The following is a 26,028-nucleotide window of genomic DNA, read 5'->3' as shown; positions in this document are numbered from 1 at the left end:
GGGCGCGCCCGGCGCCGGTCCTCGCGACTGCGCCGTAAACTATCAGGAACCCTGCCTGATAGATAGGGACCATCGCGTCGGCGATCTGGGAGGATCCCGTCATGCCCGCATCACCCAGCACCGCCCGGGCCATCAACGACCGGCTGGCCCTGCGGCTGTTGCAGCAGGAAGGCCCGCTCACGGCAGGGCAGCTGAAGCAGCTGACCGGACTGTCCCGGCCGACCGTCGCCGACCTGGTCGACCGGCTCACGGCCTCCGGACTGATCACCGTGGTCGGCGAATCCGGAGCGCAGCGCCGTGGCCCGAACGCCCGGCTCTACGGCCTCGTCGCCGACCGCGCCCACCTCGCCGCGCTCGACGTCCGTACCGAGGGTGTCCTCGTCCTCGTCTCCGACCTGCTCGGACGGGTGCTCGCCGAGGCGTCCGCGCCGATCGGCGGTGACACCGGGACCGGGCCCGCCGTCGAGCAGGCCGTGGCCGCGGTGGAGAGCGCCGTGAAGGAGGGCGGAGCCCACCGGCTGCACACCGTCGGCATCGGCGCGCCCGGCCTGATCGACCCGGCCACCGGAGACCTCCGCGACTCGGCCGGGCTGCCCGCCTGGCACCGCAGCCTGGCCGCCACCCTCCAGGACCGGCTGCCCGGCGCCCGGGTCACCGTGGAGAACGAGACCAACCTGGCCGCCCTCGCCGAACAGCGCGAGGGCGCCGCCCGGGACCGGGACACCTTCGTCCTGCTCTGGCTCGGCCACGGCGTCGGCGCCGCGGTCGTCCTGGACGGCACCCTGCGCCGCGGCGCCTCCGGCGGCACCGGCGAGATCGGCTTCCTGCCGGTCCCGGGCACGGACACCCTGCCCTCGGCCGCCGACTGCGGCGGCGGCTTCCACTCCCTGACCGGCGCCGCGGCGATCGTCTCCCTGGCGGCGGAGCACGGCCTGCCCGCCCCGGCGGCGGCGGACGGACCGGGGGCGGCCGAGGTGGTGCGGGCGGCCGTGGCCGACGTCACCGGGGGCGGAGGGGCGACGGGCGTTCCCGTGGGCGGAGCGGTGGCCGGCCTTCTCGCGGGTGGCGCGGCCGGTGTCCCCTTGGACGGGGCTGCGGGCGGTGTGCGCGTGGGCGGGACTGCGGGCGGTGTCCGCGTGGGCGGAGCCGCAGGCGGTGTTCCGGTGGACGGAGCTGCGGGCGGTGTCCCGGTGGACGGGGCTGCGGCCGGTGTCCCCGCGGACGGGACGGCGGCCGGTGCCCCCGTGGGCGGAGCGGTGGCCGGCCTTCTTCCGGTGGACCTAGCTGCGGCCGGTGTCCGCGTGGGAGGAGCTGCGGGCGGTGTCGCGGTGGACGGGACCGCGGCCGGTGTCCCCGTGGACGGGACCGCGGCCGGTCTCCCCGCGGGCGGGACCGCGGCCGGTGTCCGCGTGGGCGGAGCCGCAGGCGGTGTCCCGGTGGACGGGGCTGCGGGCGGTGTCCGCGTGGGCGGAGTCGCGGGCGGTGTCCCGGCGGACGGGGCTGCGGGCGGTGTGCGCGTGGGCGGAGTCGCTGGCGGTGTCCCGGTGGACGGGGCTGCGGCCGGTGTCCCCGCGGACGGGACCGCGGCCGGCGTCTCAGCGGACGGAGCCGCGGCCGGTGTCCCGGTGGACGGGGCTGCGGCCGGTGTCCGCGTGGGCGGAGCCGCGGCCGGTCTCCCCGCGGACGGGACCGCGGCCGGTCTCCCCGTGGGCGGAGCGGTGACCGACGTGGCCGCCGACGCCGGTGCTGCCCCCGCCCGCTTCCTGCGGGCCCTCGCCGACCGGGTCGCCGTCGGGGTGGCCTCCGTGGTGGCCGTGCTCGACCCCGGCTGTGTGGTGCTCGGCGGGGAGGTCGGGCAGGCCGGGGGTCCGGTGCTCGCCGGGCTGGTGGAGGAACGGCTGCGCCGGATGTCACCGCTGGTCACCGAGGTGCGCGCGAGCAGTCTCGGCGGGAGTGCCGTCCTGCGCGGAGCGCTTCTGACAGCCCGGGACCGGGCGCAGGACGAGCTCTTCGGGCCGCCGGGGCGATCCGGGGAATGAGCCGCCGGCAGGTCAGGGGCGGAGCTGCTCCTCCGGCCGCCAGGGGACCCAGGCGAGCGCCTCCCGCCAGCCCGGCAGCCCGAAGGCCCAGGCCTGCACCACCTCGGCCACGGGCTCGACGGCGAAAACCTCGCTCTCGCGCGGCACATGGGCCTGGAAGTGCCGGTCCGGGCCGCCCTCGCGGTACTCCACCCGGTAGCTCAGGTCGTCGTTGAGGTACACCTGGATGTAGTGCTGGTCGGCCGGTTCCCGGTCCAGGCGCTCGACGATGACGAACCGCCAGGTCAGACTCATGTCCGCCAGCAGATCGTGGATCCGCTCGGCGGACGGGTCGTCCCACGCCGTCCCGTCCCACTCGATCGCGCGGATCACCGGTGCCGTCATGGGTGTGACTGTACCGGCGTCGGCACGCCCCTCATCGGGCCCCCTGCCCGAACCTCCGCTCCAGGTACTCCTCGAAGGTCCCCCTGCCCACCGCCCGGTCCGGCGCCGTGTGCCCGCCCGCGCGGAAGGCCCGGTACGCCTTCCCGAACAGCGGCACCCGCACCACCGGCCGGCGCCGGCCCGTCGCCCGCAGATAGGCGCGGGCCAGCGAGTCGAACGTACGGACCTCCGGGCCGGCCAGGTCCGGCACCCGCCCGGCCGGAGCCGCGAGCGCCAGTTCCGCCAGCCGCTCGGCCACCTCGGCGACCTCGACCGGCTGGTCCGGCACCCCCGCCGGGACCGGCAGCACCGGCGACTTGGCCAGTGTCTCGAGGAGCGTGACCACCAGGTCGTGGAACTGCGTCGCCCGCAGCACGGTCCAGCCGAGCCCGGACTCCTCGACCATCCGCTCCACGGCGAGCTTGGACCGGTAGTAGGGGAAGGGCACCCGGTCGACTCCGACGATCGAGATGTACAGCAGATGGCCCACCCCGGCCCGCCGGGCCGCCGCGAGCAGGTTCCGGGCCGCCTGCTCGTCGCCGCCCCTGGGCGAGCTGGCGCAGTGCACGACCGTCTCCGCGCCGGCCAGCGCCGCGTCCAGGCCGGCACCGCCCGTGCGCAGGTCGACGGCGTACGGCGGCGTGCGCCGGCTGAGCACCCGGACCTCGTGCCCGTCCGCCCGCAGCCGTTCCACGACGAGCCGGCCGAGCGTGCCGGTTCCGCCGGTCACCAGGATGGTGGTCATGCCGTTCCCCGTCCCTTCGGACACCGGGCGCTCCCCGCTGGAGCGCCCTTCGTCCACTGGGACCGGACGGAGCCCCGGAAACGTGACATCCCGCGGCGGATTCCTTCCCGGAGGCCGCCTTGGCGGCCCGGCGGCGGGCAAGGGCCGTCGTCACCGCCACCGGGCCCGCCCGCACCCTAAGAGGACTAGACCAGTGCGGTCAATGGTCCGGACCATGCCCAACCCCTCTGGAGCGCGGCCCAGTTGGGCGGCGCGACCGCGTGGCGCGCATTCGACGGCACGCGCTGTGAGCGAGCCCACACCGGTCACCCGCCTGGACGAGTAGCGGTCGTGGCACACTGGCCCTGTACCAGAAGCAGCGCACTCCGGGGTCGGTGAAAGTCCGAACCGGCGGTTACAGTCCGCGACCCGGTCGCTTCCAGCGGCCGGTTGACCAGGTGAAATTCCTGGACCGACGGTTAAAGTCCGGATGGGAGGCAGTGCGCGGCGGGCGGGCACGCGTATCCGTGTGCGCGCCGCCGTATCGGGACGTGTCCGTGTGCGGACGCGTCCGTTCCGGCGACGCCCCGGTGTGTGCTCACCCGTAGATTCTGTCGTCATCGACAGGCCCCGGAGTCCGTGCCCCAAGAGGCAGGAGGACCCGGGAAGTGTTCACCGGAATCGTCGAAGAGCTGGGCGAGGTCACCGCCGTCGAGAACCTCGGCGACGCCTCCCGCTTCCGGCTCCGCGGCCCCGTCGTGACCGAGGGCGCGCAGCACGGCGACTCCATCGCCGTGAACGGGGTCTGTCTCACGGTCGTCGAGCACGAGGGTGACGAGTTCACCGCCGACGTCATGGCCGAGACCCTGAACCGCTCCAGCCTCGGCGCACTCGCCGTGGGCTCCCGCGTCAACCTGGAACGCCCCACCGCCGTCGGCGCCCGCCTCGGCGGACACATCGTGCAGGGACACGTGGACGGCACCGGCGAGATCCTGGCGCGCACGCCCTCCGAGAACTGGGAGATCGTGAAGATCTCCCTCCCCGCGCAGCTCTCCCGGTACGTCGTGGAGAAGGGCTCCATCACCGTCGACGGCATCAGCCTCACCGTCGTGGACGCCGGCCCCGACCACTTCACCGTCAGCCTGATCCCGACCACCCTCGCCCTCACCACGCTCGGCGTGAAGCAGCCCGGCGACCCGGTCAACCTCGAAGTGGACGTCATCGCCAAGTACGTGGAGCGGCTGCTCGCGGCCGGGCAGGGGGCCGGCAAGTGACCTGGATGAACTCCGAGGCGTTCACCCTCTTCGGCCAGCACATCATCTGGTCGGACATGATCGGCAACATCCTGGGCCTCATCACCCTCGCCCTCGGCTGGCGCCGCTCCCTGTGGACCTGGCCCCTCCAGTTCCTCTCCGGCCTCGTCCTCTTCGCCGCCTTCTACGGCCATCTGACCGGCAGCGCCGGCAAGCAGGCCGTCGTCATGGCCGTCGCGCTGTACGGCTGGTGGCAGTGGCGGCGCGGCCAGGGCACGGCCGACGACGGCCGGATCACCGTACGCTTCGCCGGCTGGCGCGAGCGCGGCCTCATGCTCGCCGCGGCCGCCGTCGGCACGGTCGCCGTCGCCCTCCTGTTCACCGCCTACCCGAAGCTGTCCTGGGACCCCTGGCCCGACGCCTACATCTTCGTCGGCACCATCGTCGCGATGTACGCCCAGGCCAAGGGCATGGTCGAGTTCTGGTTCGCCTGGCTGCTCGTCGACCTCGTCGGCGTCCCCCTCAACTTCGCCAACGGCTACGCCTTCTCCGGCTTCGTCTACGTCATCTACGGCGCACTCGTCCTGTGGGGCATGCGCGACTGGTGGCTGCGCTCCCGCCGGGGCTCGCAGCCCGCACTGGAAGGAGCGCCGGCATGACCTCGGCACCGCTGCTGTACGACCCCGCCGACATCGAGGACTTCGCGCTCGACCCGGTCGAGCAGGCCATCGCCGACATCGCCGCGGGCCGCCCGGTGGTCGTCGTGGACGACGAGGACCGGGAGAACGAGGGCGACCTCGTCATCGCCGCCGAGAAGGCGACCCCCGAGATCGTGGCCTTCATGATGAGCGAGTGCCGCGGGCTGATCTGCGCTCCCATGGAGGGCGACGAACTGGACCGGCTGCGGCTGCCGCAGATGGTCGAGGACAACACCGAGTCGATGAAGACCGCGTTCACCGTCTCCGTGGACGCCTCCGCCGCTCACGGTGTGAGCACGGGCATCTCGGCCGGCGACCGCGCCACCACGCTGCGGCTGCTCGCGAGCGGCACGGCCGAGCCGGCCGACCTGGTCCGCCCCGGCCACGTCTTCCCGCTGCGCGCCCGCTCCGGCGGCGTCCTCACCCGCAACGGCCACACCGAGGCCGCCGTCGACCTCGCCCGGCTCGCGGGGCTCCGCCCGGCCGGCGCCATCGTGGAGATCGCCGGCGAGGACGGCCGGATGCTCCGGCTGCCCGAGCTGATCCCGTTCGCCCGCAAGCACGGCCTGACGATCATCTCCATCGAGGACCTGATCGCCTACCGCCGCGGCAGCGAGCCCACCATCCGCCGCGAGGCCGAGACCCGGCTGCCCACCCGGCACGGCACCTTCACCGCCTACGGCTACCGGTCCACCGTCGACGGCGTCGAACACGTCGCCCTCGTCCACGGCGAGATCGGCGAAGGCGAGGACGTCCTGGTCCGCGTCCACTCCGAATGCCTCACCGGCGACGTCTTCGGCTCCCTGCGCTGCGACTGCGGCCCCCAGCTGGACGCCGCCCTGGAACGCATCCAGGCCGAGGGCCGGGGCGTCGTCGTCTACCTGCGCGGACACGAGGGGCGCGGCATCGGCCTGCTGTCCAAGCTGCGCGCCTACGAGCTCCAGGAGCAGGGCCACGACACCCTGGACGCCAACCTCGAACTCGGTCTGCCCGCCGACGCCCGCGACTACGGCGCCGGCGCGCAGATCCTCGCCGACCTCGGCGTGCGCGGGGTCCGGCTGATGACCAACAACCCCGACAAGACCGACGCGCTGCTGCGCCACGGCCTGAAGGTCACCGGCCGGGAGCCGATGCCCGTCCAGGCCGGCGAGCACAACCTCCGGTACCTGCGCACCAAGCGGGACCGGATGGGGCACGACCTGCCCTGGCTGGACACGCCCGCCGTACCGGCGGCCGCGTCCACCTGCGGCAACCAGTAGGCAAGAAAGCACTGAGGAGAGACGTGAGCGGCAAGGGTGCACCGGAGCTGTCCGTACGCAACGTGAGCGACCTGCGGGTCGCGGTCATCGCGGCGCAGTGGCACGAGAAGGTGATGGACGGTCTGGTGAACGGCGCCCTGCGCGCCCTGCACGACCTGGGCATCGACGAGCCGACCCTGATCCGGGTCCCCGGCAGCTTCGAGCTGCCGGTCGCCGCCAAGGTCCTCGCGGGCCGCGGCTACGACGCCGTGGTCGCCCTCGGCGTCGTCATCCGGGGCGGCACCCCCCACTTCGACTACGTGTGCCAGGGCGTCACCCAGGGCCTCACCCAGGTCTCCGTCGAGACCGGCGTCCCCGTCGGCTTCGGCGTGCTCACCTGCGACACCGAGGAGCAGGCCCTGGACCGGGCCGGCCTGGAGGGGTCGAACGAGGACAAGGGCCACGAGGCGGTGACCGCCGCCGTGTCGACGGCGGCCACGCTCCGCTCGGTATCCGAACCCTGGCACTAGGGAGTCGCCCGAACCGCGTAGGGTGGGGCTCACCATGTCCAAGAAGACGTTCGAGCAGCTCTTCACCGAGCTGCAGCAGAAGGCCGCCCACGGCGATCCCGCCACCTCCCGCACCGCAGAGCTGGTCGGCAAGGGCGTCCATGCCATCGGCAAGAAGGTCGTCGAGGAGGCCGCCGAGGTCTGGATGGCCGCCGAGTACGAGGGCAAGGAGGCGGCCGCCGAGGAGATCTCGCAGCTGCTGTACCACGTCCAGGTGATGATGGTCGCCCGCGGCATCTCCCTGGACGACGTCTACGCCCACCTGTAAGCCGCACCCCCGCACCCGATCCCGTAGAGAACGAGCAAAGGAAGCCGACCTCATGCTGCGCATCGCCGTCCCCAACAAGGGTTCACTGTCCGGCCCTGCGGCGGAGATGCTGCATGAGGCCGGCTACCAGCAGCGGCGCGAGTCCAAAGAGCTGCGGATCGTCGACCCGGAGAACGAGGTCGAGTTCTTCTACCTCCGCCCCCGCGACATCGCGATCTACGTCTCCTCCGGCCGCCTCGACATCGGCATCACCGGCCGTGACCTGCTGATCGACTCCGGCGCCGACGCCGAGGAGATCCTGCCGCTCGGCTTCGCCCGCTCCACCTTCCGCTTCGCCGCCAAGCCCGGCACCGCGAACGGCATCGAGGACCTCAAGGGCAGGACGGTCGCCACCTCCTACGAGGGCATCGTCGCGGGCCACCTCGCCGACAGCGGCGTCGACGCCTCCGTCGTCCACCTCGACGGCGCCGTCGAGACCGCGATCGAGCTGGGCGTAGCCGAGGTCATCGCCGACGTCGTGGAGACCGGCACCAGCCTGCGCAACGCGGGCCTGGAGGTCTTCGGCGAGCCGATCATGAAGTCCGAGGCGATCGTCGTCCGCCGCACCGGCGCCGACGCCGACGAGCCGAAGGTCCAGCAGTTCCTGCGCCGCCTCCAGGGCGTCCTGGTCGCCCGGACGTACGTGATGATGGACTACGACTGCCGGGTCGAGCAGCTCGAGAAGGCCGTCGCGCTCACCCCCGGCCTGGAGTCCCCGACCGTCTCCCCGCTGCACAACGAGGGCTGGGTCGCGGTCCGCGCCATGGTCCCCGCCAAGGAGGCCCAGCGGATCATGGACGACCTCTACGCCATCGGCGCCCGCGCCATCCTGACCACGGCCATCCACGCCTGCCGCCTGTAGAGGGGTACGCCCACCGATGCCCGACCCGACCCCGCTTCCCGCTCTCCCCGTCACCTTCCGGCCCGGTCACACCCGGGTGATCCTGCTCACCGCCGGAGTCGCGATCTTCGTGGTGATCTCCGGGATCGCGCTGCTGCTCGACATCGGCCCGGGCTCACGGGTGACCTTCGTCGTCACGGGGGCCCTGATCTTCTGGGCGCTGGCCCAGCTGTCCCGGGTGAGGGTGGTCGCCGACGACTCCGGCGTCACCGTCGTCAACATCGCCGGCAAGCGGCGTCTGGCCTGGGCGGAGATCCTCCGGGTGAACCTCCGGCCGGGCGACCCGTGGGTCTTCCTCGACCTCAGCGACGGCACCAGCCTGCCCGCGCTCGGCATCCAGCCGGGCCTCGCCAGACAGCGGGCCATCGCCGACGCCAAGGCCCTGCGCGCGCTCGCCGAGGCCCACTCGGCGTCGTCCGCCCTGCCGCACGAGCCCAGATCTTGATTAATCTGGTGGGCGGAGGCCTTCTCGCTGTGCCTCCGCCCCTGCGCGCCGCCCGGTGCCCAGGGGCTCCTGCTACCCGAGGAGTGACTCCCTCCAGCGATGGACGGATCGTCCTGTAGTACCTGCGCCACCCCTGCCCGGCACCACGGGAAGGCGGTGGCAGCGTGACCATCCCCCTGCTGCTCCTCGGAGCGGCGTTCCTGCTGATCCTCGCCAACGGATTCTTCGTGGCGGCGGAGTTCGGCCTGGTGACGGTCGAGCGACCGGAGGCCGAGCAGGCCGCCGCCGACGGCGACGGCCGCGCCCACCGGGTCGTGGAGTCGCTGAAGGAGCTGTCCTTCCAGCTCTCCGGCACCCAGCTCGGCATCACCATCACCTCCCTGGTCGTCGGCATGCTCGCCGAACCGGCCCTGGCCGGGCTGCTGCGCGGCCCGTTCGCCGCTCTCGGCGTCCCCCGGGGTGCCGCCTCCGGCATCGCCGTGGTCGTCGGCATGCTGCTCGCGTCCGCGATCCAGATGGTGATCGGCGAACTCGTACCCAAGAACTGGGCGGTGTCCCGGCCGCTGCAGGTCGCGCGGTTCGTCGCCGGCCCGCAAGCCCACTTCTCCCGCCTGTTCCGCCCGGTGATCTCCGCGCTGAACACGGTCGCCAACCGGCTGGTCCGCGCCCTCGGCGTCGAACCCGCCGAGGAGCTGGCCTCCGCCCGCACCCCCGGCGAGCTCGTCTCCCTGGCCCGGCACTCCGCCCAGGCCGGCGCCCTGGAGCAGGACACGGCCGACCTGTTCGTCCGCACCCTGTCCCTGGGCGAGCTGACCGCGCAGCACGTCATGACCCCGCGCGTGAAGGTGAGCGCCCTGCAGGACTCGGCCACCGCCGAGGACGTCGTCAACCTCACCCGCGCGACCGGCCTGTCCCGCTTCCCCGTCTACCGGGAGAAGATCGACGACGTGGTCGGCATGGCCCATCTGAAGGACGCGCTGGCGGTCCCCGTGCACGACCGTCTGCGCACCCCGGTGACCCGCATCGCCCGCAAGGCACTGCTGGTCCCGGAGACCCTGCCGGTCCAGCCGCTGCTCACCCGGCTCCGCTCCGAGCAGCCCATCGCGGTCGTCGTCGACGAGTACGGCGGCACGGCCGGCGTGGTCACCCTGGAGGACATCGTCGAGGAACTGATCGGGGAGGTCCGCGACGAGCACGACGCCAAGGACATGCCCGAGCTGGCCCCGGCCCCGCCCGAGGACGGCAGGCCCGCCTGGGACGCGGACGGCAGCTGCCGCGTCGACATCCTCCAGCGGATAGGCCTCGACGTGCCCGAGGGGCCGTACGAGACCGTCGCCGGGCTGGTCGCCGACCTGCTGGGGCGGATCCCGGCCCCCGGCGACCGGGCCGAGCTGCCCGGCTGGCGGCTCTCGGTCCGCCAGGTCGGCCACTACCGCGCCGAACGGGTCCGCCTGGTCAGGACGGCCCCGGTGGCGAACGCGATGGAGGCCGCCCGGTGAGCGTCCTGCAACTGGTCTTCGCCGCGCTGCTCGTGCTCGCCAACGGTTTCTTCGTCGGCGCCGAGTTCGCGCTCGTCTCCGTCCGCCGCAGCCAGATCGAACCGCTCGGCACCGCCCGGGCCCGCCAGGTGCTGTACGGCCTCGAACGGCTGCCGCAGATGATGGCCGCCGCCCAGTTCGGCATCACCGTCTGCTCCCTGACGCTCGGCGCGGTCGCCGAGCCGACGGTGGCGCACCTGCTGGAGCCGGTGTTCGAGTGGATCCACCTGCCGCACGGCGCGATCCACCCCCTCGGCTACGTCATCGCCCTGGCCGCCGTGGTCTTCTTCCACCTGGTCATCGGCGAGATGGTGCCGAAGAACCTCGCCATGGCCGCTCCGGAGAAGGCCGCGCTGTGGCTCAGCCCGGGCCTGGTCTGGTTCGCCCGCCTGTGCAGGCCGATCACGGTGTCCCTCGGCGCCTGCGCCCAGGGCATCCTGCGGCTGTTCCGGGTCGAGCCGAAGGACGAGGTGGAGGCGGTCGTCACCACCGAGCAGCTCAACCGCCTGCTGGAGGACTCCGGCCAGGCGGGGCTCCTGGACCCGGAAGAGCGCGAGCGCCTGGAGGACGCCCTGGAACTGGGCTCCCGCCCGGTGACGGACGTCCTGCTGCGGCGGGAGTCCCTGGTCACGGTGGAGCCCTCGGTCACCCCGGGGCAGATCGTGGAGCTGACCGCCCGCACCGGCTACTCCCGCTTCCCGGTCGCGGCCACCGAGAAGGGCCCCTTCATGGGGTACGTGCACGTCAAGGACGTCCTCGACCTGGAGGACTCCGACCGGGCCGTCCCCCAGCAGGTGTGGCGCCCCATGGCCACCCTCCGTGCCGAGCTGCCCCTGGACGACGCCCTGACGGTCATGCGCCGGGCGGCCACGCATCTCGCCCAGGTCGCCGACGCGACCGGCAGGGTGCTGGGCCTGGTGGCCCTGGAGGACGTCCTGGAGATGCTGGTGGGCGAGGTCCGGGACCCCGCGCACCGTGAGGATCCCGGGATGAGGGTGACCGAACCGAGGGCCAGCGGGGAGCCGGAGGAGGCCGGCGCGATGGCCTAGGGCTGTCCCGCCCCGCGACCCCGGCAGGATCCGGCAGAGAGGCCCTAGGTGTAGGACGACGGATCCTGCGGCCCCCGCCCCGACAGCACCTCCCCGTAGGCCTGCATCAGGTCGGGAAGCCGCAGGGTCGCCAGGTCCTGCCGGGTCAGCGACCCCGGATACGTCGACAGCCGCAGGTCCCGGTACGCACAGCTCTTCTCGTACAGCGTGCGCAGGAACCGCCCGTTGCCCAGCTCGTCGATCCACCCCTGGTCGACCACGTGCCCGGCGATGGACCGCAGTTCCTCCAGCGCCTCGGCGTCCCACAGGTCGCCGTTGTCCGCCGCCAGCACCTTGCCGATCTCGGTCAGCTCCGGCGGCCGGTAGGAGGGGAAGTCCACCCGGGTGGTGAACCGCGAGGACAGTCCGGGGTTGGCGGCGAGCAGGCGGTCCATGCCCTCGGGGTAGCCGGCGAGGATCACCACCAGGTGGTCCCGGTTGTCCTCGGCCCGCTTCAGCAGCACCTGCAGCGCCTCGTCGCCGTACGCGTCCCCCTTGCCGTACCCGGAGTTGGACAGCGAGTACGCCTCGTCCACGAAGAGCACCCCGCCGATCGCGGAGTCGATCAGCTCGTTGGCCTTCACGGCCGTCTGCCCCAGGTACTCGCCGACCAGGTCGGCCCGCTGGGCCTCCACCAGGTGGTCACCGCCCAGGAGCCCCAGCGCGTAGAAGACGCGTCCGAGGATCCGCGCGACCGTGGTCTTGCCCGTCCCCGACGGCCCGGAGAAGACGAAGTGCCGTTTGGGCGGCTGCACCGGCAGCCCCTGCCCGGCCCGCAGCCGCGCCATGTTCAACTGCGCGGACAACGCCTTGACCTGGCGTTTGACCGGTTCCAGCCCCACCATGCGCTCCAGCTCCGCCAGCGCCTGTTCGAGTAAGGCGGGGTCCGTCGGCCCGGTCGGGATCGGCGAGGAGGACATCCCGGGCACCCCCGGCACACCCGTCTTCGTGCGTACCGAGGGATCGGTCACCGACGGCAGCGGTCCGGTCGGCAGATCGGGCTCCGGCAGCCGCAGGTCCCGCCCCTCCGTGCCGAACAGCGGATCGAACCCGTCCGGCCCGTCCACCGTGTCCTGTCCCGCGCCGGTCAGCGTGATCGAGGCGAGGTCGGCCGTCTCGTCGTACCCGTCGCCCTCGGCGATCGCGGCCAGCCGGGCGGAGGTGTCCATGAAGGCCGGGTCGACCCGGTGTACCGCCCGGTACAGGGGGAGCGCGGCGGCCGACCGGCCCGTGCCCTCGTGCGCCCTCGCCAGCCAGTACCGCAGTTCCTTGCGCTGCGGCTGTTCGCTGCGGCACCGCATCAGTGCCGCCGCCAGCAGCGGCTCGGCCTGGCCGTACATCTCCAGCCGGACCCGGGCCATGCCGCCGAACAGTCCGGCCTCGATGCCGAGCAGGGCGTCGTCCAGCAGCGGGTCGGTGTGCCGGACCAACTGCTCCCAGTCCTTGACCAGATAGGCGCGGCAGGCGTGCAGGAAGCGGACCTGCGGGTCGGCGTCGACCGGGGGCAGCCCGGCGAGCGCGCGGTCCAGCTCCGGGACGTGCCGTCCGTCCAGCCAGTGGGAGGCGTGCGCCAGCAGCAGGTCGCGCGGGCTCTCCAGCACCGGTTGCACCCACCAGCCCAGCCAGTACCAGGAGTTGAGGGCGCGGCGGTGCCGGGTGCGCTGTTCGCCGAAGCGGTCGCGGTGGCGGAACATCCGCAGCAGCGCGGTGGTCGTGTCGACCCGCAGTGCGTGCAGCCCGAGCCAGCCGTCGGCCATGCCCGGGTCGATCCGCACCGCGGTGCGGAACTCCTCCTCCGCCTGCGGGTAGGCGCCCACCGTGTAGGCGTCCACGCCCCGCAGCCAGGCGAGGTCGGCCGGGGCCTCGGGGCCCTGCGTGCCGAAGTCCATCACGTCCCCCCACGAACCGTGCCCCCGTGGTTCACCGCCGGGCAGTCGCCCGACGGTCGCCGCGGTCGAACCGCTGTGCCGCGGACCGGAGTTGCAGGTGCGCGAGGCAGCCGCTCGAAGGTCGCACCGAGGGCATCGTACCCGCGTGAACGCACGCGCCGTAGGGTGCCGCACGGGCCGTTCGGCGAGGTGGGAGCAGACGGGGCGCATGGCGTTTCGTGACCGAGGGTGAGAAGGCCGGCGCGCGGAGCGCCCGGAAAACCGGGCCCCGGGGCAGAACGAAGCCCCCGGTCACGGGGGAACAACCGGGGGCTTCGCGTGGGTGGGCGGCTCCGAAAGCCGCACATTGAGAACGTAAGACCTGTACGCCCCCCGGGTCAAGCGAAGTTGGGGCACTCGGGGAACTTCCCCCACAAGGCTCTTCACGGCTTCACCACATCGGGGACGGTCCGTCACGCTGGGTGACGTCCTCTTCGGAGTCCGGCGTCGCCCCGGGTCCCGGCAGCACCTCGTACCCCTCCTGTCGCTGCAGCACCAGCAGATCGGCATGGGGGCGTGAGGGGTCGGCGGCGAAGTGCGCTCGCTCCGCCGCGACCCAGCCCTCCCAGAACGCGCGCTGTTCCACGCCGTCCCGCCGCCGGCCGCGCGCCCAGGACTCCTCCCGGGGCAGCTCCATCCACAGCAGCCGGGCCAGATGCGGCCGCAGGGCCCGGCGGCCGGCGCCGACGCCCTCGATCAGGACGACGGGCGCGGGCGGCAGCGGGACCGGGTCGCCGAAGGCGCGGGCCCGCCAGTCGTACGGGGTGTAGTGCGCGTCCTCGCCGCGCGCCAGGGGTTCGATCACCTGGGTCATGAGCCGGCCGGTCCAGGCGAAGAGCCGCTCGTGGCTGGCGATGTCGTCGAGGTGGAGCACCGGAGCCCCGCCCAGGGCGCGCGCCAGCCGTCCGGCGAAGGTCGACTTCCCGGAGCCGGCGTGCCCGTCGACGGCGATCAGCCGGACCGGTCCCAGTGAGGGAGGGAGCCCGTGCAGCCGGGCGGCGAGGTCGTGAATGGTGTTTCCCGGGGTGTGGTGCTGGGGTGCTGCTGGGGGGTGGGGTGCTGCGGGTCCTGCCGGGGCGAGTCGTGGTCCGGTGTGGTTTTTCCGTGAAACAGTCCTGCAGTAGTCGCCTTTTGAACCACCGGCTGGCGGCCAGTCAATGATACCGAATAAACATTCCGAATCCCCTGACCGATATGTCGAATTCGGCGTTCCAGGTGTGCCCCACGCTGAGTAAGGTGCCTCCTGCGCAACGTGATGCGTCGAACGGGGAGTGGGCAGGGGGACATGGCCGCGGAGTTATTCGACGGGCAGTACGTATGGCATCCGGCGGCCGACGACCGCGTCCTGGCGAGCGTATGCGTCGACGTACGGGCCGGGCGTTATCGGTACGCCCACGAGGCGCTCGCCGAGACGCGTTCCGACTTCGCCCTGCGCGCCCACCGCTCCCTGGTGCTCGCCTCCGAGGCGGCCGGCACCGACCTGGTGGAACGCTGGCTCGCCGAGGAGCCCACGCCGGAGGCCGCGCTGATGTGGGCCCGGGTCGCCGTACAGCGCGCCCTGCGGGCCGCCGACGCCCGCGACGACCGCGCCGAGGCGCTGGAGCGGATCGCGCTGACCGCCTGTGACCGGGCCGCCGAAGCGGCCCCCGCCGACCCCACCCCCTGGGTCGCCCGGCTCGCCATGGCCCGGCTGCACCGGCTGCGCGACCCCGCCCCGCAGGGCCTGCTCACCGCCCCGCCCGGCCCCTGGCGCCTGTTCGCGCACATCCTGTCCCTGGACCCCTGGCACCGCGAGGCCCACCACCGCTTCCTGTCCTGCTTCTTCACGCGGCACGGCGGCTCGGTCACCGCGGCCTGGGACGTCGCCGCCTTCCTCAGCCAGCGGGCGCCCGCCGACTCCGCCCTGCGGCTGCTGCCCCTGGTCGCCCTGGTGGAGAGCTACAACCCCACCCAGCTGCTCGCCGACCGGGTCTGGGAGCAGCCCCAGTGGCGCTCCACCGCGCTGGCGATCTACCAGAACTGGCTGCCCACGGTGGCCGGATACCGCTTCACCCCCGTGCTCGACCTGGCCTACCTCGGACACGCGCTGGTCATGGGCCGGCGCGAGTTCGAGGCCCGGGCGGTCTTCACCGCGATGGGCCCGTACGCGTCCCGCATGCCCTGGAGCGCCTTCGGCGACCCCGCCGACCAGCTCTCCCGGGCCCGGCGCGCCTGCGGACTGCCCGTCCCGGGACCCGCCTGACCCGTTCGTCCCCTGCCCCCCCATCGAGAGAAAGGCCGATCTGTGTCGGAACGGATGTCGACCCCCCGGGCCCACGCCCGCGCGGCGGACTCCGTCGTGCTCGACGACGACGCCACCCTGCACGCGATGGGTTATCCGCGGAAACTGACCCGGCGCTTCCAGGCGTTCGACAACTTCGCGATCTCCTTCACCATCATCAATATCCTCTCGGGTATTTTCTCGTCCTTCGGATTCGGTATGAACGCGGGCGGCCCGCGCATTCTCGTGTTCGGCTGGATCGGTGTCTCGCTCATGGTGCTGCTCATCGGTGCGGCCATGGCGGAAGTCGCCTCCGCCTATCCGACGAGCGGTGCCCTGTATTTCTCCGCCGGTAAACTCGCCAAGCGGCACAAGGGCGCCTGGTCCTGGTTCACGGGCTGGCTCAACTTCGTGGGCCAGATCGGCGGGACCGCCGCCACCGGGTACGCCGCGGCCACCTTCATCCAGGTGTTCGTGCAGTTGCAGTGGCCGTCCTACCGGCCGACCGCCCACCAGACGGTCCTCATCACGGTGCTCGTCATCGCCCTGCAGGGACTCGCCAACACCTACACCGTGCAGCTCGTCGCCGTACTGAACCGCATTTCCGTGTGGTGGCTGCTGATCGGACTCGTCGTGATCGTGGGCGCACTCGTAGTGATGCCCGATCATCACCAGTCCGCGTCCTTCGTGACGCATTTCGAGAACAACACCGGCTTCAGGAGCGGACTTTACGGCGGCATGCTCGGCCTGCTGGTCACCAGCTGGACGTTCACCGGGTTCGACGGCAGCTTCCACATGTCCGAGGAAACGGTCCGCGCCACGGTCAGCGCACCGAGGGGGATCACCCGGGCCATCGGCTATTCGGCGGTCGCCGGCCTGGTGCTGATGCTGGCACTGGTCTACAGCATCGGAAACTACGCCGAGGTGGCCGGTGCCGCGGCGCCGCCCGTCCAGATCCTCATCGACGGCCTCGGCCTGCGCGTGGCCAAGGTGATGCTCCTCATCGTCATCGGCGCCATGCTCTTCTGCGGTCTGGCCAACCTCACCAGCAACACCCGGCAGATCTTCGCCTTCTCCCGGGACGGCGCCATGCCCGGCTCCCGCTGGTGGCACTCGGTCTCGCTGCGCACCCGTACGCCGGTGAAGGCGGTGTGGCTCGCGGTCGCCTGCTCAGTGGCTCTGGTCGTGCCGGGCTGGTGGTCGCACACGGCCTTCACCGCGATCGTCAGCGTCAACGTGGTCGGGCTCTTCCTGGCCTACGCCGTGCCGATCTTTCTGCGGCTGCGGCTCGGTGACGCGTTCCAGCCGGGCCCCTGGCACCTGGGCCGCTGGGGCAGGCCGATCGGGTGGCTGGCGGTGACCTGGATCCTCCTCAGCAGCGTCCTCTTCATGCTGCCGCAGGCCTCGCCCATCACCGTCGACTCCTTCAACTACGCGCCGATCGCCCTCGCCGTCGTCCTGCTGGTGGCCACGGTGTGGTGGTTGGCCACGGCCCGCCGCCGCTTCCAGGGACCGGTGAGCTACGGACGCCCCGACGAGGTGGCCGCGATGGATCTCGTCTGACCGCGTCCGGGCGCGTACCCCCACCCCTCGCCATTGGCCGAGACCAATATTCGTGCCGCGGCATGCGCCGAAGTGCTGGCAGCGGAATCCGGCCTGCTCCATAGTTACCGCACCGGACCAGCCCGCCTCGGACACCCTGGGGGTCATCGCGCCCATGAGCAGAGCCCAAGAGCCGTCCCGCAGAACCGTTCTGGCCGTGGCCGTCGCCGCGGCGGTGACCGGCACCGCGGCCCCCGCGGCCGCCGCCGCGCCGCGCTCCGCCGCCGACGGCCCCGGCCAGGCGCAGGCCCGCCCGATCGACTACCACGCCTGGACGACGTACCGCGACTGGCGCTGCGGCACCGCCCAGGGCACCCGGGCGGTGTCCGGACGGCGCCCCGGCCTCCTGATCGGCGCCCCCGCCGGCCGTACCGACTACACGGACCCGCACACCGGCACCACCGCCACGTGGGAGTACGCCACCTGGACCTCCCCGGTGCACCGGCTCACCGTGCCCGCGACCGAGGCCGTCGCCTCCTGGAACGCGCACACCCCCGACGGCACCTGGCTCCAGGTCGAGCTGCGGGGCACGTACTCCGACGGCACCGACACGCCCTGGTACGTGATGGGCCGCTGGGCCGCCGGCGACCAGGACATCAAGCGGACCTCGGTGGACGACCAGACCGACGGCAGGAGCACGATCTGGACGGACACCTTCGCCGTCGACGACCCGGCCACCGGCCTGCGCCTGACCTCGTACCGGCTGCGCCTCACCCTCTACCGCCGGCCCGGTACGCGGCTCACCCCGACCGTCTGGCGGCTCGGCGCGATGGGCTCCGACATCCCCGACCGGTTCACCGTCCCGGCCTCCGCTCCCGGCCTCGCCCAGGAACTGGCCGTACCGCGCTACTCCCAGGAGATCCACAAGGGCCAGTACCCCGAGTACGACAACGGCGGCGAGGCCTGGTGCAGCCCCACCTCCTCGCAGATGATCATCGAGTACTGGGGCGGCCGGCTCACCCCCGAGCAGCTGTCCTGGGTGGACCCGTCCTACGCCGACCCGCAGGTGTGCCACGCGGCCCGCTCCACCTACGACCACCAGTACCAGGGGTGCGGCAACTGGCCCTTCAACGCCGCCTACGCGGCGACTTTCGAGGGTCTGCAGGGCGTGGTCACCCGGCTCGCCTCCCTCGCCGACCTGGAGACGCTGATCGCGGCCGGCATCCCGGCCATAACGTCCCAGTCGTTCCTCAAGGACGAGCTGACGGGCGCCGGTTACGGCACCTCCGGCCACCTGATGACGGTCATCGGCTTCACCGCGGACGGGGACGTGATCGCCAACGACCCGGCCTCGCCGAGCGACGAGGCGGTGCGGCGCGTCTACAAGCGGCGCGAGTGGGAGAACATCTGGCTCAGGACCAAGCGGTACAACGCCTCCGGCAAGGTCGTCTCCGGCACCGGTGGGGTCTGCTACCTGTACTTCCCGGCCCACCCGACCCCGCACCAGCGCAGGGCGCTCGCGGCGGTGGGCGTGTACTGAGGGCACACGCGGGGAGTGCGCACCGCGGGCGTGTGACGGAGGTGTGCGGCGCGGGTCGGCGGACGCCTGTGACCAAGCTCATCGCCGCACGCGCCCGCGGGGGTGGCAAGGTGGAGGGACGGACGGGGGAGTCCGTCCCTGTCGGACCGATCTCTGCGAGTGACAGCATGACCGCACACCCCGCCACCGCCCCCCGCGTCCGCACCGGCGGCCCCCAGGAAGACGGTCCGAAGATCGTCGAGCACATCATGGGCTGGGTCCTCGTCGCGGTGCTGGCGATGCTCGTGACGCAGCTCGGACTGCTCTGAACCGGCCGCTCGCGCTGCTCCGAGCCGACCCCTCGCGCGCGAGGCTTGTTCTGACATACTGCGGGCGTCCCGTCGCGCCTAGACCAGGGTCGATCTTGAACATGCCGCAGCAGCGTGCCGCCACCCCGGTGCGCGGCACCGAGCGCTCCGCGGCGCGGCGCGCCGAACTCATCGCCATCGGGCGGAAGTTGTTCGCCGACACGTCCTACGACGCGCTGTCCATGGACGACATCGCCCGCCAGGCGCAGGTCGCCAAGGGGCTGATCTACTACTACTTCGGGTCCAAGCGCGGCTACTACCTGGCGATCGTCCAGGACTCCGTCTCCGACCTGGTCACCTCCGCCGCGGGCGGCCTGCGGCTGCCCGCCGTGGACCGCGTGCACCGCACGATCGACGGCTACCTGCGCTACGCCGAACAGCACCAGGCCGCCTACCGCACCATCGTCAGCGGCGGCGTCGGATTCGACGCCGAGGTGCACGCGATCCGGGACGGCGTGCGCGAGGCGATCGTCGCCACGATCGCCGAGGGCGCCTACGGCCGCGCCGACATCTCGCCGCTGGCCCGGACGGGCCTGCTGTCCTGGGTGTGCGGCGTGGAGGGCGCCACCCTGGACTGGATCGACCGTCCCCGCCTGTCCCGCGACACGATGCGCGAACTGCTGGTCAAGGCGCTCGGCGGGGCCCTGCGCGCCATCGAGGAGCTGGACCCCGCCCACCCCGCCCCGCCGCCCGCCCGCCGGGACGGCTGACCCGGGGGCAACCGTCAGTTGATCGCCCTGATCAGCTCACCGTTCGCGGTGTCGCCGCTCAGCTCCCAGAAGAAGGTGCCGCCGAGACCCTGCTGGTTCTTGTACGACATCTTGGTGGCGATGGTGGCCGGGGTGTCGTAACTCCACCAGTCGCTGCCGCACTTGGCGTAGGCGGTGCCGCCGACGGTGCCGTTCGCCGGGCACTTGGTCTTGAGCACCTTGTAGTCCTCGATGCCCTGCTCGTACGTTCCGGCGGCCGGACCGGTGGCCGTGCCGCCGGGGGCCGTCTGGGTGACGCCGGTCCAGCCGCGGCCGTAGAAACCGATGCCGAGCAGCAGCTTCGAGGCCGGGACGCCGAGGCCCTTGAGCTTGGCGATGGTGGCCGAGGTGTAGTAGTTCGCCTTGGGGATGCCCGCGTAGGAGTTCAGCGGGGAGTGCGGGGCGGTCGGGCCGGTCGAGTCCCAGGCGCCGAAGTAGTCGTACGTCATCGGGTTGTACCAGTCGACGTACTGGGCGGCCCCGGCGTAGTCCGCCGCGTCGATCTTGCCGCCGCCGGTGGCGTCCGCGGTGATCGCCGCGGTCACCAGGTTCCCGGAGCCGAACTTCGAGCGCAGGGCGCCCATCAGGTTCTTGAAGGCCTCGCGCCCGCTGGTGTCGCAGGTGTTGCCGCAGGCGTTCGGGTACTCCCAGTCGATGTCGATGCCGTCGAAGACACCCGCCCACTTCGAGTTCTTCACCAGGTCGTAGCAGGACTGGGCGAAGGCGGCCGGGTTCTTCGCGGCCTCGCCGAAGCCGCCGGACCAGGTCCAGCCGCCGAAGGACCACAGGATCTTGAGGCCCGGGTGCTTCTTCTTCAGCTTCAGCAGCTGGTTGAAGTTGCCGCGCAGCGGCTGGTCCCAGGTGTCGGCGACGCCGTCGACGGACTCGGCCGCGGTGTAGGCCCGGTCGGTGGCCGCGTAGGAGTCGCCCATGGCGCACTTGCCGCCGGTGACGTTGCCGAAGGCGTAGTTGATGTGGGTCAGCTTGGCCCCGGAGCCGGAGGTCTCGATGTTCTTGACGTAGTACTTGCGGTCGTAGGTGCCCCATTCGGTGAAGTAGCCGACGACCTTGGAGCCGGCCGACAGCCGCGGGGCGCCGGGCGCCGCGGCGGTCGCCGTGCCCGTGCCGGCCAGCAGGCCGGCGCCGAGGGCGGCGGTACAGGCGGCCGAGACGAGTGCGCGGACGCGGGAGGGGCGGGGAGCGTGCATCGGTGTCTCCTCGTGGGGGAGAGGGGATCGCGCGCCGATTGGCATGAACGCGGTAAAGCGTGGGTCATGCACAGTAGGAGGACTAGACCACTAGGTCAATGGTTCGGACCAATATCGAGCCCGGCGCAGCCGCGGGACGCCCGGCGGGAAGCCGCGCGCGAGGCCCTGACTGGACTCCTGAAGTAAGCGGTCGTTAACTGGTGACGGGAGGTCGCTGATCGGGCATACTCACTGCGCATGCCGCAGGTCAGCAGCTTCCGAGACCCGGGAGCGGGCGCCTGGGGTCCAGCGCAACGACCAGGCGGAGCCGCCCCCACCCCGGGCCGGACCGCCGGTGCCCGAACAGGGAGGAGCCCGACGCCATGTCCGACCGCGACCCGCAGCCGGTGGAGCGTCAACTGCCCACGGAAGAGGCGAGAGACCTGCTCGCCCTCGTCCGGGACATAGCCCAGCGCGAGATCGCGCCGAAGGCCGCGGAGGAGGAGGACGCGGGACGCTTCCCACGCGAGATCTTCACCCTGCTCTCCGAATCGGGCCTGCTGGGCCTGCCGTACTCCGTGGACTACGGCGGCGGCGAGCAGCCCTACGAGGTCTACCTCCAGGTCCTGGAGGAGCTGGCCTCCGCCCGCCTCACCGTCGGCCTCGGCGTCAGCGTCCACACGCTCGCGTCCTACGCGCTCGCCTCCTACGGCACCAAGCAGCAGAAGGTCGAGCACCTGCCCGCCATGCTCGGCGGCGGCCTGCTCGGCGCGTACTGCCTGTCCGAGCCGTCCTCCGGCTCCGACGCCGCCTCCCTGCGCACCAAGGCGGTGCGGGAAGGCGACGGCTGGGTGATCGACGGCACCAAGGCCTGGATCACGCACGGCGGGATCGCCGACTTCTACACCGTGATGGCCCGCACCGGCGAGGACGGGCCGCGCGGGATCACCGCCTTCCTCGTGCCCGGCGACGCGCCCGGTGTGAGCGGCGCGGCGCCCGAGAAGAAGATGGGCATGAAGGGCTCGCCCACCGCGCAGGTGCACTTCGACGGCGTCCGCGTCCCGGACGACCGGCGCATCGGCGAGGAGGGCCAGGGCTTCTCCATCGCCCTCTCCGCGCTCGACTCCGGCCGGCTCGGCATCGCCGCCTGTGCCGTCGGCCTCGCCCAGGCCGCCCTGGACGAGGCGGTCCGCTACGCCACCCAGCGCCGCCAGTTCGGCCGGCCCATCGCCGACTTCCAGGGCCTGCGCTTCATGCTCGCCGACATGGCCACCCAGATCGAGGCGGGCCGCGCGCTCTACCTCGCCGCGGCCCGGCTGCGCGACGCCGGCCGGCCCTTCGCCAAGCAGGCCGCCATGGCCAAGCTGCACTGCACCGACGCGGCGATGAAGGTCACCACAGACGCGGTGCAGATACTCGGCGGCTACGGCTACACCGCCGACTTCCCGGCCGAGCGCTACATGCGCGAGGCCAAGGTCCTGCAGATCGTCGAGGGCACCAATCAGATCCAGCGGATGGTCATCGCCCGTCACCTGGCGGGGCCAGAAGGTCGCTGAACTGGCCCGTGCGGACCGTCGGGGCCGCCAGCCTGACCCACTCCGGGTCGTGGCGGCCCGGCAGGGTGCGGCCCCGGTCGGCCCAGGTCCGCATCAGATCGCGGTAGATGGGCGGGTCCTGCGCCGGCGCGGCCGGCGGAACCGATTCTGCCGGGCGCGGGACGAAGATCCGGCGCTGACGCCCGGTCACCGAGTACGTGGGGGTCATACCCGGGCAACGCGGAGACCGGGGGACAGGTCACCCCCTGGCGGAATCGTGCGTCAGTCCACCCCCGTCCGGTCACCGCTCTGGCCACCTCCGGTCGGCTGACGTACCGTCAGCTGACCATCGTCCAGGGGGTGCCCGTGGCCGACGACCGTCCCGTACCGCTCGACGAGTACCCGGTGCACCAGGTGCCGCTCTCCATGAAGCACCTGGCCACCGGCGACCGGAACGCCTACGACCGCTGCATCTTCCACGTCTTCGACCACACCGGCCGCGCCCTGCTCATCCTCGGCCTCGGCGTCTACCCCAACCTGGGCGTGATCGACGCCTACGCCACCCTGCGCACCGGGGACACCCTGCACGCCGTGCGCGCCTCCGACGCCCTCGGCGAGGACCGGATGCGGCTCGCCGTCGGCCCCCTGCGCATCGAGGTGCTACGACCGCTCCAGCGCCTGCGCCTGGTCTGCACCGACGCGCGGCTGTCGTACGACCTCACCTGGACCGCCGCCTTCCCGGCCCTGTGGGAGCCGCACCACCTCCAGCGCCGGGGCGACCGGCTGACCCTGGAGGGCCGCCGCTTCGTCCAGGCCGGGCGGGTCACGGGCGTGATCCGGGCGGCCGGCACGGAGTTCGCCGTCGCGGCGGAGGGCTGGACCGGTACCCGGGACCGCAGCTGGGGCGTGCGCCCGGTCCCCGGCGAGGACGGCGGCCGGCTCGCCGCCGACCACCCCACCGAGGGCTTCCACTGGATCTGGTGCCCGGTCGTCTTCGAGGACCGCTTCCTGATGGTCATCACCCAGGAGGACGCCGACGGCTACCGCTCCCTGAACGACGCCACCCTCGTCCGCCCCGGCCACCGCGACCGCCAACTCGGCTGGCCGCGGGCCGAGATCGGCTACCGCTCCGGCACCCGGCACCCCGAACGCGCCGTCATCCACCTCGGTGACCCGCGCACGCCGCAGGAACTGGAGGTGGAGATCCTGGCCTCCTCCCCGCTCGCGATCGGCGCGGGCTACCCGCCGGCCGACGACTGGCAGCACGGGACCTGGCAGGGCAGGGGCTGGGTGGACCGCCGCAGCTACGACCTGTCCGCGCCGCACCCGCGCGCCGCCTACGGCGTCACCGACCACTCCGCACGCTTCCGCATGGACGGCCGGACCGGGTACGGCGTCTTCGAGCACGGCTGCTTCGGCCGGCACGACCCCAGCGGCTTCACCGGCTTCCACTCCACCGCGCCGTAAGGAGGTTGTTCGTCGTCATGGCCACGGCACCGCGTCCCCGCACCACCACCCGGGACCCCGGGGAACTGACCCGCCGCCTCACCGCCTGGCTGGGCGCCCGCCTGCCCGGCGCCAAGGCGGCCGGCGTGACCGTCCCGGCCTCCAACGGCATGTCCAGCGAGACCCTGCTGTTCGAGATCGACCATCCGCGGCCGCCGGTCCGCTCCTGCGTGCTGCGGCTGGCGGCCGACCCGTCGGCGTACACCGTCTTCCCGGAGTACGACATGGCCCGCCAGTACCGCACCCTGAAGCTCGTCGCCGAGCGTACGGACGTGCCGGTGCCCCGGGTGCTGTGGCTGGAGGAGGACCCCGGCCCGCTCGGGGCGCCGTTCCTCGTCATGGCACGGGTGCCCGGGCGGGTCCCCCCGGACGTCATGCCGTACACCTACGAGGGCAACTGGCTGCACGCGGCGAAGGACGCCGAACGCGAGCACCTGGAAGCGGCCATGGTCGGGCTGCTGGCCCGGCTGCACGACCAGGTCCCCCCGACGGAAGCCGGGTTCCTCGCCCTGCCGGGCCCGGGGGACGCGCTGCGCCGGCACGTGACGGCCCAGCGCGCCTACTACGCCTGGGTGATCGACGGACTGGCCCGCTCGCCCCTCATCGAGGCCGCGTTCGACCGGCTGGAGCAGCTGTGGCCGCCCGACCCCGGCGAACCCGTCCTGACCTGGGGGGATGCACGCATCGGGAACGTCGTCCACGACGGCTTCGAGCCCGTCGCCGTACTGGACTGGGAGATGGCGGCGCTCGCCCCGCGCGAGGTCGACCTCGGCTGGACGATCTACCTGCACCGGTTCTTCCAGGACCTCGCGACCGGCTCCGGGCAGCGCGGCCTGCCGGACTTCCTGCGCCGCGACCGCGTCGAGGCCCGCTACGCGCGCCTGACCGGACACACCCCGCGGGACATGGACTTCCACACCCTCTACGCCGCCCTGCGGCACGCGATCGTCATGCTGCGCGTCGCCTACCGGCGGGTGTACTTCGGGGAGGCCGCCGTCCCGGCGGACCCGGACACGCTGATCCTGCACCACGACAGCCTGCGCGCCATGGTGCAGGGCACCTACGGGGTGGGGTGAGCCGGCTCAGGCGGCCTGGCGGCGCATCACCGGCACGCGCATCGGGCGCGAGCCCGGGCCGCCGACGTGCGAGAAGGGCTGCGTCCGCCAGTCAAGACCCTGGGGGAGCGTCAGCAGCAGGGCCGTGTCCTGCTCCTGCGGCTCGACGGACTCGTCCGCCGGGCGGGCGTCGGCCGCCGCACGGCCCGTACCCGCGCACACCGTGAGCCCGAACGGGTTCCACGGCGAGGCGCACAGCGCGTGCTCCGGCAGGAACTCCTCGTCCGCCAGCAGCGCGATGGGCTGCGCGCAGTCCGGGCAGATCACCCGGTACATCTCGAAGGTGTCGTAGGCGTCCAGTTCCTCGTCGAAGGGGTCGGGTTCGACGCCCTCCGGCTCGGGCTCGGCGACCGGCTGCCGGTGCGCGGACGCGGAACGACCAGGGCGATGGACACTCTGCATGGGATTCTCCCCCTAAGGCTGGGCCGTGAAGGCACTGCGGCCTCGACCACAGCAAGCACTTCCCGTCCGGTCTCGGCGGTAATCACGAGAACATCACGGAGCCCGCCGGAGGCGTGTGGTGTTCGTCACACACCGTGCGCAGGTGCCCGTCCCGGTGCTTTTTCCGCGGAACAGGGAATGACCTGCGCCTCTCAGGTATCCGTGGAGATCAAGCGCACTGTAGGTTGAGGCGCCATGGAGGAGCTGGACCGTCAGATCGTGCAGCTGCTCGTCAAGGACGGGCGGATGAGCTACACAGACCTGGGCAAGGCCACGGGCCTGTCCACGTCGGCCGTGCACCAGCGGGTGCGCCGGCTCGAACAGCGTGGCGTCATCCGCGGTTACGCCGCGGTGGTCGACCCCGAGGCCGTCGGGCTGCCGCTCACCGCGTTCATCTCGGTGAAACCGTTCGATCCCAGCGCCCCCGACGACATCGCGGACCGCCTCGCCGGCGTGCCCGAGATCGAGGCCTGCCACAGCGTGGCCGGCGACGAGAACTACATCCTGAAGGTACGCGTCTCCACCCCGCACGAACTCGAGGAGCTCCTGGCCCGGCTGCGCTCGCTGGCCGGGGTGTCGACGCGGACCACGGTGGTCCTCTCGACCCCGTACGAGGCCCGGCCGCCGAGGATCTGACGGCGCCCGGGCGCCGTGC

The 26,028-nt window shown here is 72.5% G+C and carries 25 protein-coding genes, 1 pseudogene and 1 riboswitch; of the genes and pseudogenes, 20 read left to right on the top strand and 6 right to left on the bottom strand.

All coding sequences use genetic code 11. The annotated features are described in order from the left end of the window. Positions 1 to 101 precede the first annotated feature (101 nt). A pseudogene (locus ACZ4VF_RS25280) lies at positions 102 to 1,142 on the top strand (ROK family transcriptional regulator); the annotation flags it as partial. After that, entirely contained in the window at positions 1,137 to 2,039 is a 903-nt protein-coding gene (locus ACZ4VF_RS25275) for an ROK family protein (RefSeq protein WP_467929164.1), read from the top strand. The pseudogene ACZ4VF_RS25280 and the gene ACZ4VF_RS25275, both read left to right, overlap by 6 nt. Before the next feature lie 12 nt (positions 2,040 to 2,051). On the opposite strand, the gene ACZ4VF_RS25270 is transcribed toward ACZ4VF_RS25275, so the two are convergent. Next, positions 2,052 to 2,423 (bottom strand): hypothetical protein, encoded by a 372-nt coding sequence (locus ACZ4VF_RS25270; protein WP_467928733.1) that lies wholly within the window; start codon positions 2,421 to 2,423, stop codon positions 2,052 to 2,054. Between the two features lie 31 nt (positions 2,424 to 2,454). Then, the gene (locus ACZ4VF_RS25265) at positions 2,455 to 3,207 is read right to left on the bottom strand and encodes an SDR family oxidoreductase (RefSeq protein WP_467928732.1); all 753 of its coding nucleotides are present in this window, start codon (positions 3,205 to 3,207) and stop codon (positions 2,455 to 2,457) included. Positions 3,208 to 3,563: 356 nt separating this feature from the next. Further along, positions 3,564 to 3,694, top strand: a riboswitch (FMN riboswitch). 160 nt (positions 3,695 to 3,854) lie between these two features. Between ACZ4VF_RS25265 and ACZ4VF_RS25260 the strand changes: the two genes are divergently transcribed. The 9 genes from ACZ4VF_RS25260 to ACZ4VF_RS25220 all read left to right on the top strand — a co-directional run bounded on the left by ACZ4VF_RS25260 (position 3,855) and on the right by ACZ4VF_RS25220 (position 11,184). Beyond that, positions 3,855 to 4,460, top strand: a complete 606-nt coding sequence (locus ACZ4VF_RS25260) for a riboflavin synthase (protein WP_467928731.1) — start codon at positions 3,855 to 3,857, stop codon at positions 4,458 to 4,460. After that, positions 4,457 to 5,098 carry a nicotinamide mononucleotide transporter family protein gene (locus ACZ4VF_RS25255; RefSeq protein WP_467928729.1) on the top strand — a complete coding sequence of 214 codons (642 nt, stop codon included), beginning with the start codon at positions 4,457 to 4,459 and terminating at the stop codon, positions 5,096 to 5,098. Before ACZ4VF_RS25260 ends, ACZ4VF_RS25255 begins: the two co-directional genes overlap by 4 nt. Next, positions 5,095 to 6,396 carry a bifunctional 3,4-dihydroxy-2-butanone-4-phosphate synthase/GTP cyclohydrolase II gene (locus ACZ4VF_RS25250; protein WP_467928728.1) on the top strand — a complete coding sequence of 434 codons (1,302 nt, stop codon included), beginning with the start codon at positions 5,095 to 5,097 and terminating at the stop codon, positions 6,394 to 6,396. Before ACZ4VF_RS25255 ends, ACZ4VF_RS25250 begins: the two co-directional genes overlap by 4 nt. Before the next feature lie 23 nt (positions 6,397 to 6,419). Next, positions 6,420 to 6,905: a 6,7-dimethyl-8-ribityllumazine synthase gene (gene ribH, locus ACZ4VF_RS25245; protein WP_358646555.1), complete on the top strand. Its 486-nt coding sequence runs from the start codon at positions 6,420 to 6,422 to the stop codon at positions 6,903 to 6,905. A 34-nt stretch (positions 6,906 to 6,939) separates the two neighbouring features. Next, positions 6,940 to 7,212: a phosphoribosyl-ATP diphosphatase gene (locus ACZ4VF_RS25240; protein WP_189306322.1), complete on the top strand. Its 273-nt coding sequence runs from the start codon at positions 6,940 to 6,942 to the stop codon at positions 7,210 to 7,212. A 52-nt stretch (positions 7,213 to 7,264) separates the two neighbouring features. Further along, positions 7,265 to 8,113, top strand: a complete 849-nt coding sequence (gene hisG, locus ACZ4VF_RS25235; protein ID WP_467928726.1) for an ATP phosphoribosyltransferase — start codon at positions 7,265 to 7,267, stop codon at positions 8,111 to 8,113. A gap of 16 nt (positions 8,114 to 8,129) precedes the next feature. Then, positions 8,130 to 8,597, top strand: coding sequence for a PH domain-containing protein (locus ACZ4VF_RS25230; RefSeq protein ID WP_467928725.1), 468 nt, complete (start codon positions 8,130 to 8,132; stop codon positions 8,595 to 8,597). Between the two features lie 164 nt (positions 8,598 to 8,761). Then, positions 8,762 to 10,096, top strand: coding sequence for a hemolysin family protein (locus tag ACZ4VF_RS25225; RefSeq protein ID WP_467928724.1), 1,335 nt, complete (start codon positions 8,762 to 8,764; stop codon positions 10,094 to 10,096). Then, the gene (locus ACZ4VF_RS25220; RefSeq protein WP_467928722.1) at positions 10,093 to 11,184 is read left to right on the top strand and encodes a hemolysin family protein; all 1,092 of its coding nucleotides are present in this window, start codon (positions 10,093 to 10,095) and stop codon (positions 11,182 to 11,184) included. The genes ACZ4VF_RS25225 and ACZ4VF_RS25220 overlap by 4 nt, the downstream gene beginning before the upstream one ends. A 44-nt stretch (positions 11,185 to 11,228) precedes the next feature. On the opposite strand, the gene ACZ4VF_RS25215 is transcribed toward ACZ4VF_RS25220, so the two are convergent. Both ACZ4VF_RS25215 and ACZ4VF_RS25210 read right to left on the bottom strand, forming a co-directional pair. Beyond that, entirely contained in the window at positions 11,229 to 13,112 is a 1,884-nt protein-coding gene (locus ACZ4VF_RS25215; RefSeq protein ID WP_467928721.1) for an AAA family ATPase, read from the bottom strand. Positions 13,113 to 13,542: 430 nt separating this feature from the next. Continuing rightward, positions 13,543 to 14,163, bottom strand: coding sequence for a uridine kinase family protein (locus ACZ4VF_RS25210; protein ID WP_467929163.1), 621 nt, complete (start codon positions 14,161 to 14,163; stop codon positions 13,543 to 13,545). Between the two features lie 273 nt (positions 14,164 to 14,436). On the opposite strand from ACZ4VF_RS25210, the gene ACZ4VF_RS25205 reads away from it, so the two are divergent. The 5 genes from ACZ4VF_RS25205 to ACZ4VF_RS25185 all read left to right on the top strand — a co-directional run bounded on the left by ACZ4VF_RS25205 (position 14,437) and on the right by ACZ4VF_RS25185 (position 19,550). Continuing rightward, entirely contained in the window at positions 14,437 to 15,393 is a 957-nt protein-coding gene (locus tag ACZ4VF_RS25205; protein WP_467928720.1) for a hypothetical protein, read from the top strand. A gap of 54 nt (positions 15,394 to 15,447) precedes the next feature. Next, positions 15,448 to 16,974, top strand: coding sequence for an amino acid permease (locus tag ACZ4VF_RS25200; protein ID WP_467928718.1), 1,527 nt, complete (start codon positions 15,448 to 15,450; stop codon positions 16,972 to 16,974). Positions 16,975 to 17,128: 154 nt separating this feature from the next. Then, a complete protein-coding gene (locus ACZ4VF_RS25195; RefSeq protein WP_467928717.1) occupies positions 17,129 to 18,493 on the top strand; it encodes a peptidase C39 family protein in 1,365 nt (454 codons plus the stop codon). 167 nt (positions 18,494 to 18,660) lie between these two features. Beyond that, on the top strand, positions 18,661 to 18,801 hold the full coding sequence (locus ACZ4VF_RS25190) for an SCO1431 family membrane protein (protein ID WP_467928716.1): 141 nt from the start codon (positions 18,661 to 18,663) through the stop codon (positions 18,799 to 18,801). A 101-nt stretch (positions 18,802 to 18,902) separates the two neighbouring features. Further along, entirely contained in the window at positions 18,903 to 19,550 is a 648-nt protein-coding gene (locus tag ACZ4VF_RS25185; RefSeq protein WP_467928714.1) for a TetR/AcrR family transcriptional regulator, read from the top strand. 14 nt (positions 19,551 to 19,564) lie between these two features. Here ACZ4VF_RS25185 and ACZ4VF_RS25180 read toward each other — a convergent pair whose 3' ends face one another. Then, positions 19,565 to 20,797: a glycoside hydrolase family 18 protein gene (locus ACZ4VF_RS25180; protein WP_467928713.1), complete on the bottom strand. Its 1,233-nt coding sequence runs from the start codon at positions 20,795 to 20,797 to the stop codon at positions 19,565 to 19,567. A gap of 362 nt (positions 20,798 to 21,159) precedes the next feature. Between ACZ4VF_RS25180 and ACZ4VF_RS25175 the strand changes: the two genes are divergently transcribed. The 3 genes from ACZ4VF_RS25175 to ACZ4VF_RS25165 all read left to right on the top strand — a co-directional run bounded on the left by ACZ4VF_RS25175 (position 21,160) and on the right by ACZ4VF_RS25165 (position 24,893). Further along, a complete protein-coding gene (locus ACZ4VF_RS25175) occupies positions 21,160 to 22,332 on the top strand; it encodes an acyl-CoA dehydrogenase family protein (RefSeq protein WP_467928712.1) in 1,173 nt (390 codons plus the stop codon). 345 nt (positions 22,333 to 22,677) lie between these two features. Further along, positions 22,678 to 23,778 (top strand): Rv3169 family protein, encoded by a 1,101-nt coding sequence (locus ACZ4VF_RS25170; RefSeq protein WP_467928711.1) that lies wholly within the window; start codon positions 22,678 to 22,680, stop codon positions 23,776 to 23,778. A 17-nt stretch (positions 23,779 to 23,795) separates the two neighbouring features. Beyond that, on the top strand, positions 23,796 to 24,893 hold the full coding sequence (locus tag ACZ4VF_RS25165; RefSeq protein WP_467928709.1) for a phosphotransferase family protein: 1,098 nt from the start codon (positions 23,796 to 23,798) through the stop codon (positions 24,891 to 24,893). 6 nt (positions 24,894 to 24,899) lie between these two features. Here ACZ4VF_RS25165 and ACZ4VF_RS25160 read toward each other — a convergent pair whose 3' ends face one another. Next, complete coding sequence (locus ACZ4VF_RS25160) at positions 24,900 to 25,334, bottom strand: hypothetical protein (RefSeq protein WP_467928708.1); 435 nt, start codon at positions 25,332 to 25,334, stop codon at positions 24,900 to 24,902. 234 nt (positions 25,335 to 25,568) lie between these two features. Here ACZ4VF_RS25160 and ACZ4VF_RS25155 point away from each other — a divergent pair, with 234 nt between their 5' ends. Then, positions 25,569 to 26,009: an Lrp/AsnC family transcriptional regulator gene (locus tag ACZ4VF_RS25155; protein ID WP_391844817.1), complete on the top strand. Its 441-nt coding sequence runs from the start codon at positions 25,569 to 25,571 to the stop codon at positions 26,007 to 26,009. Positions 26,010 to 26,028 lie beyond the last annotated feature (19 nt).

It is taken from the genome of Streptomyces sp. NPDC029151 (genome assembly GCF_055564315.1).
This window is presented reverse-complemented; position numbering and strand designations above follow the sequence as displayed.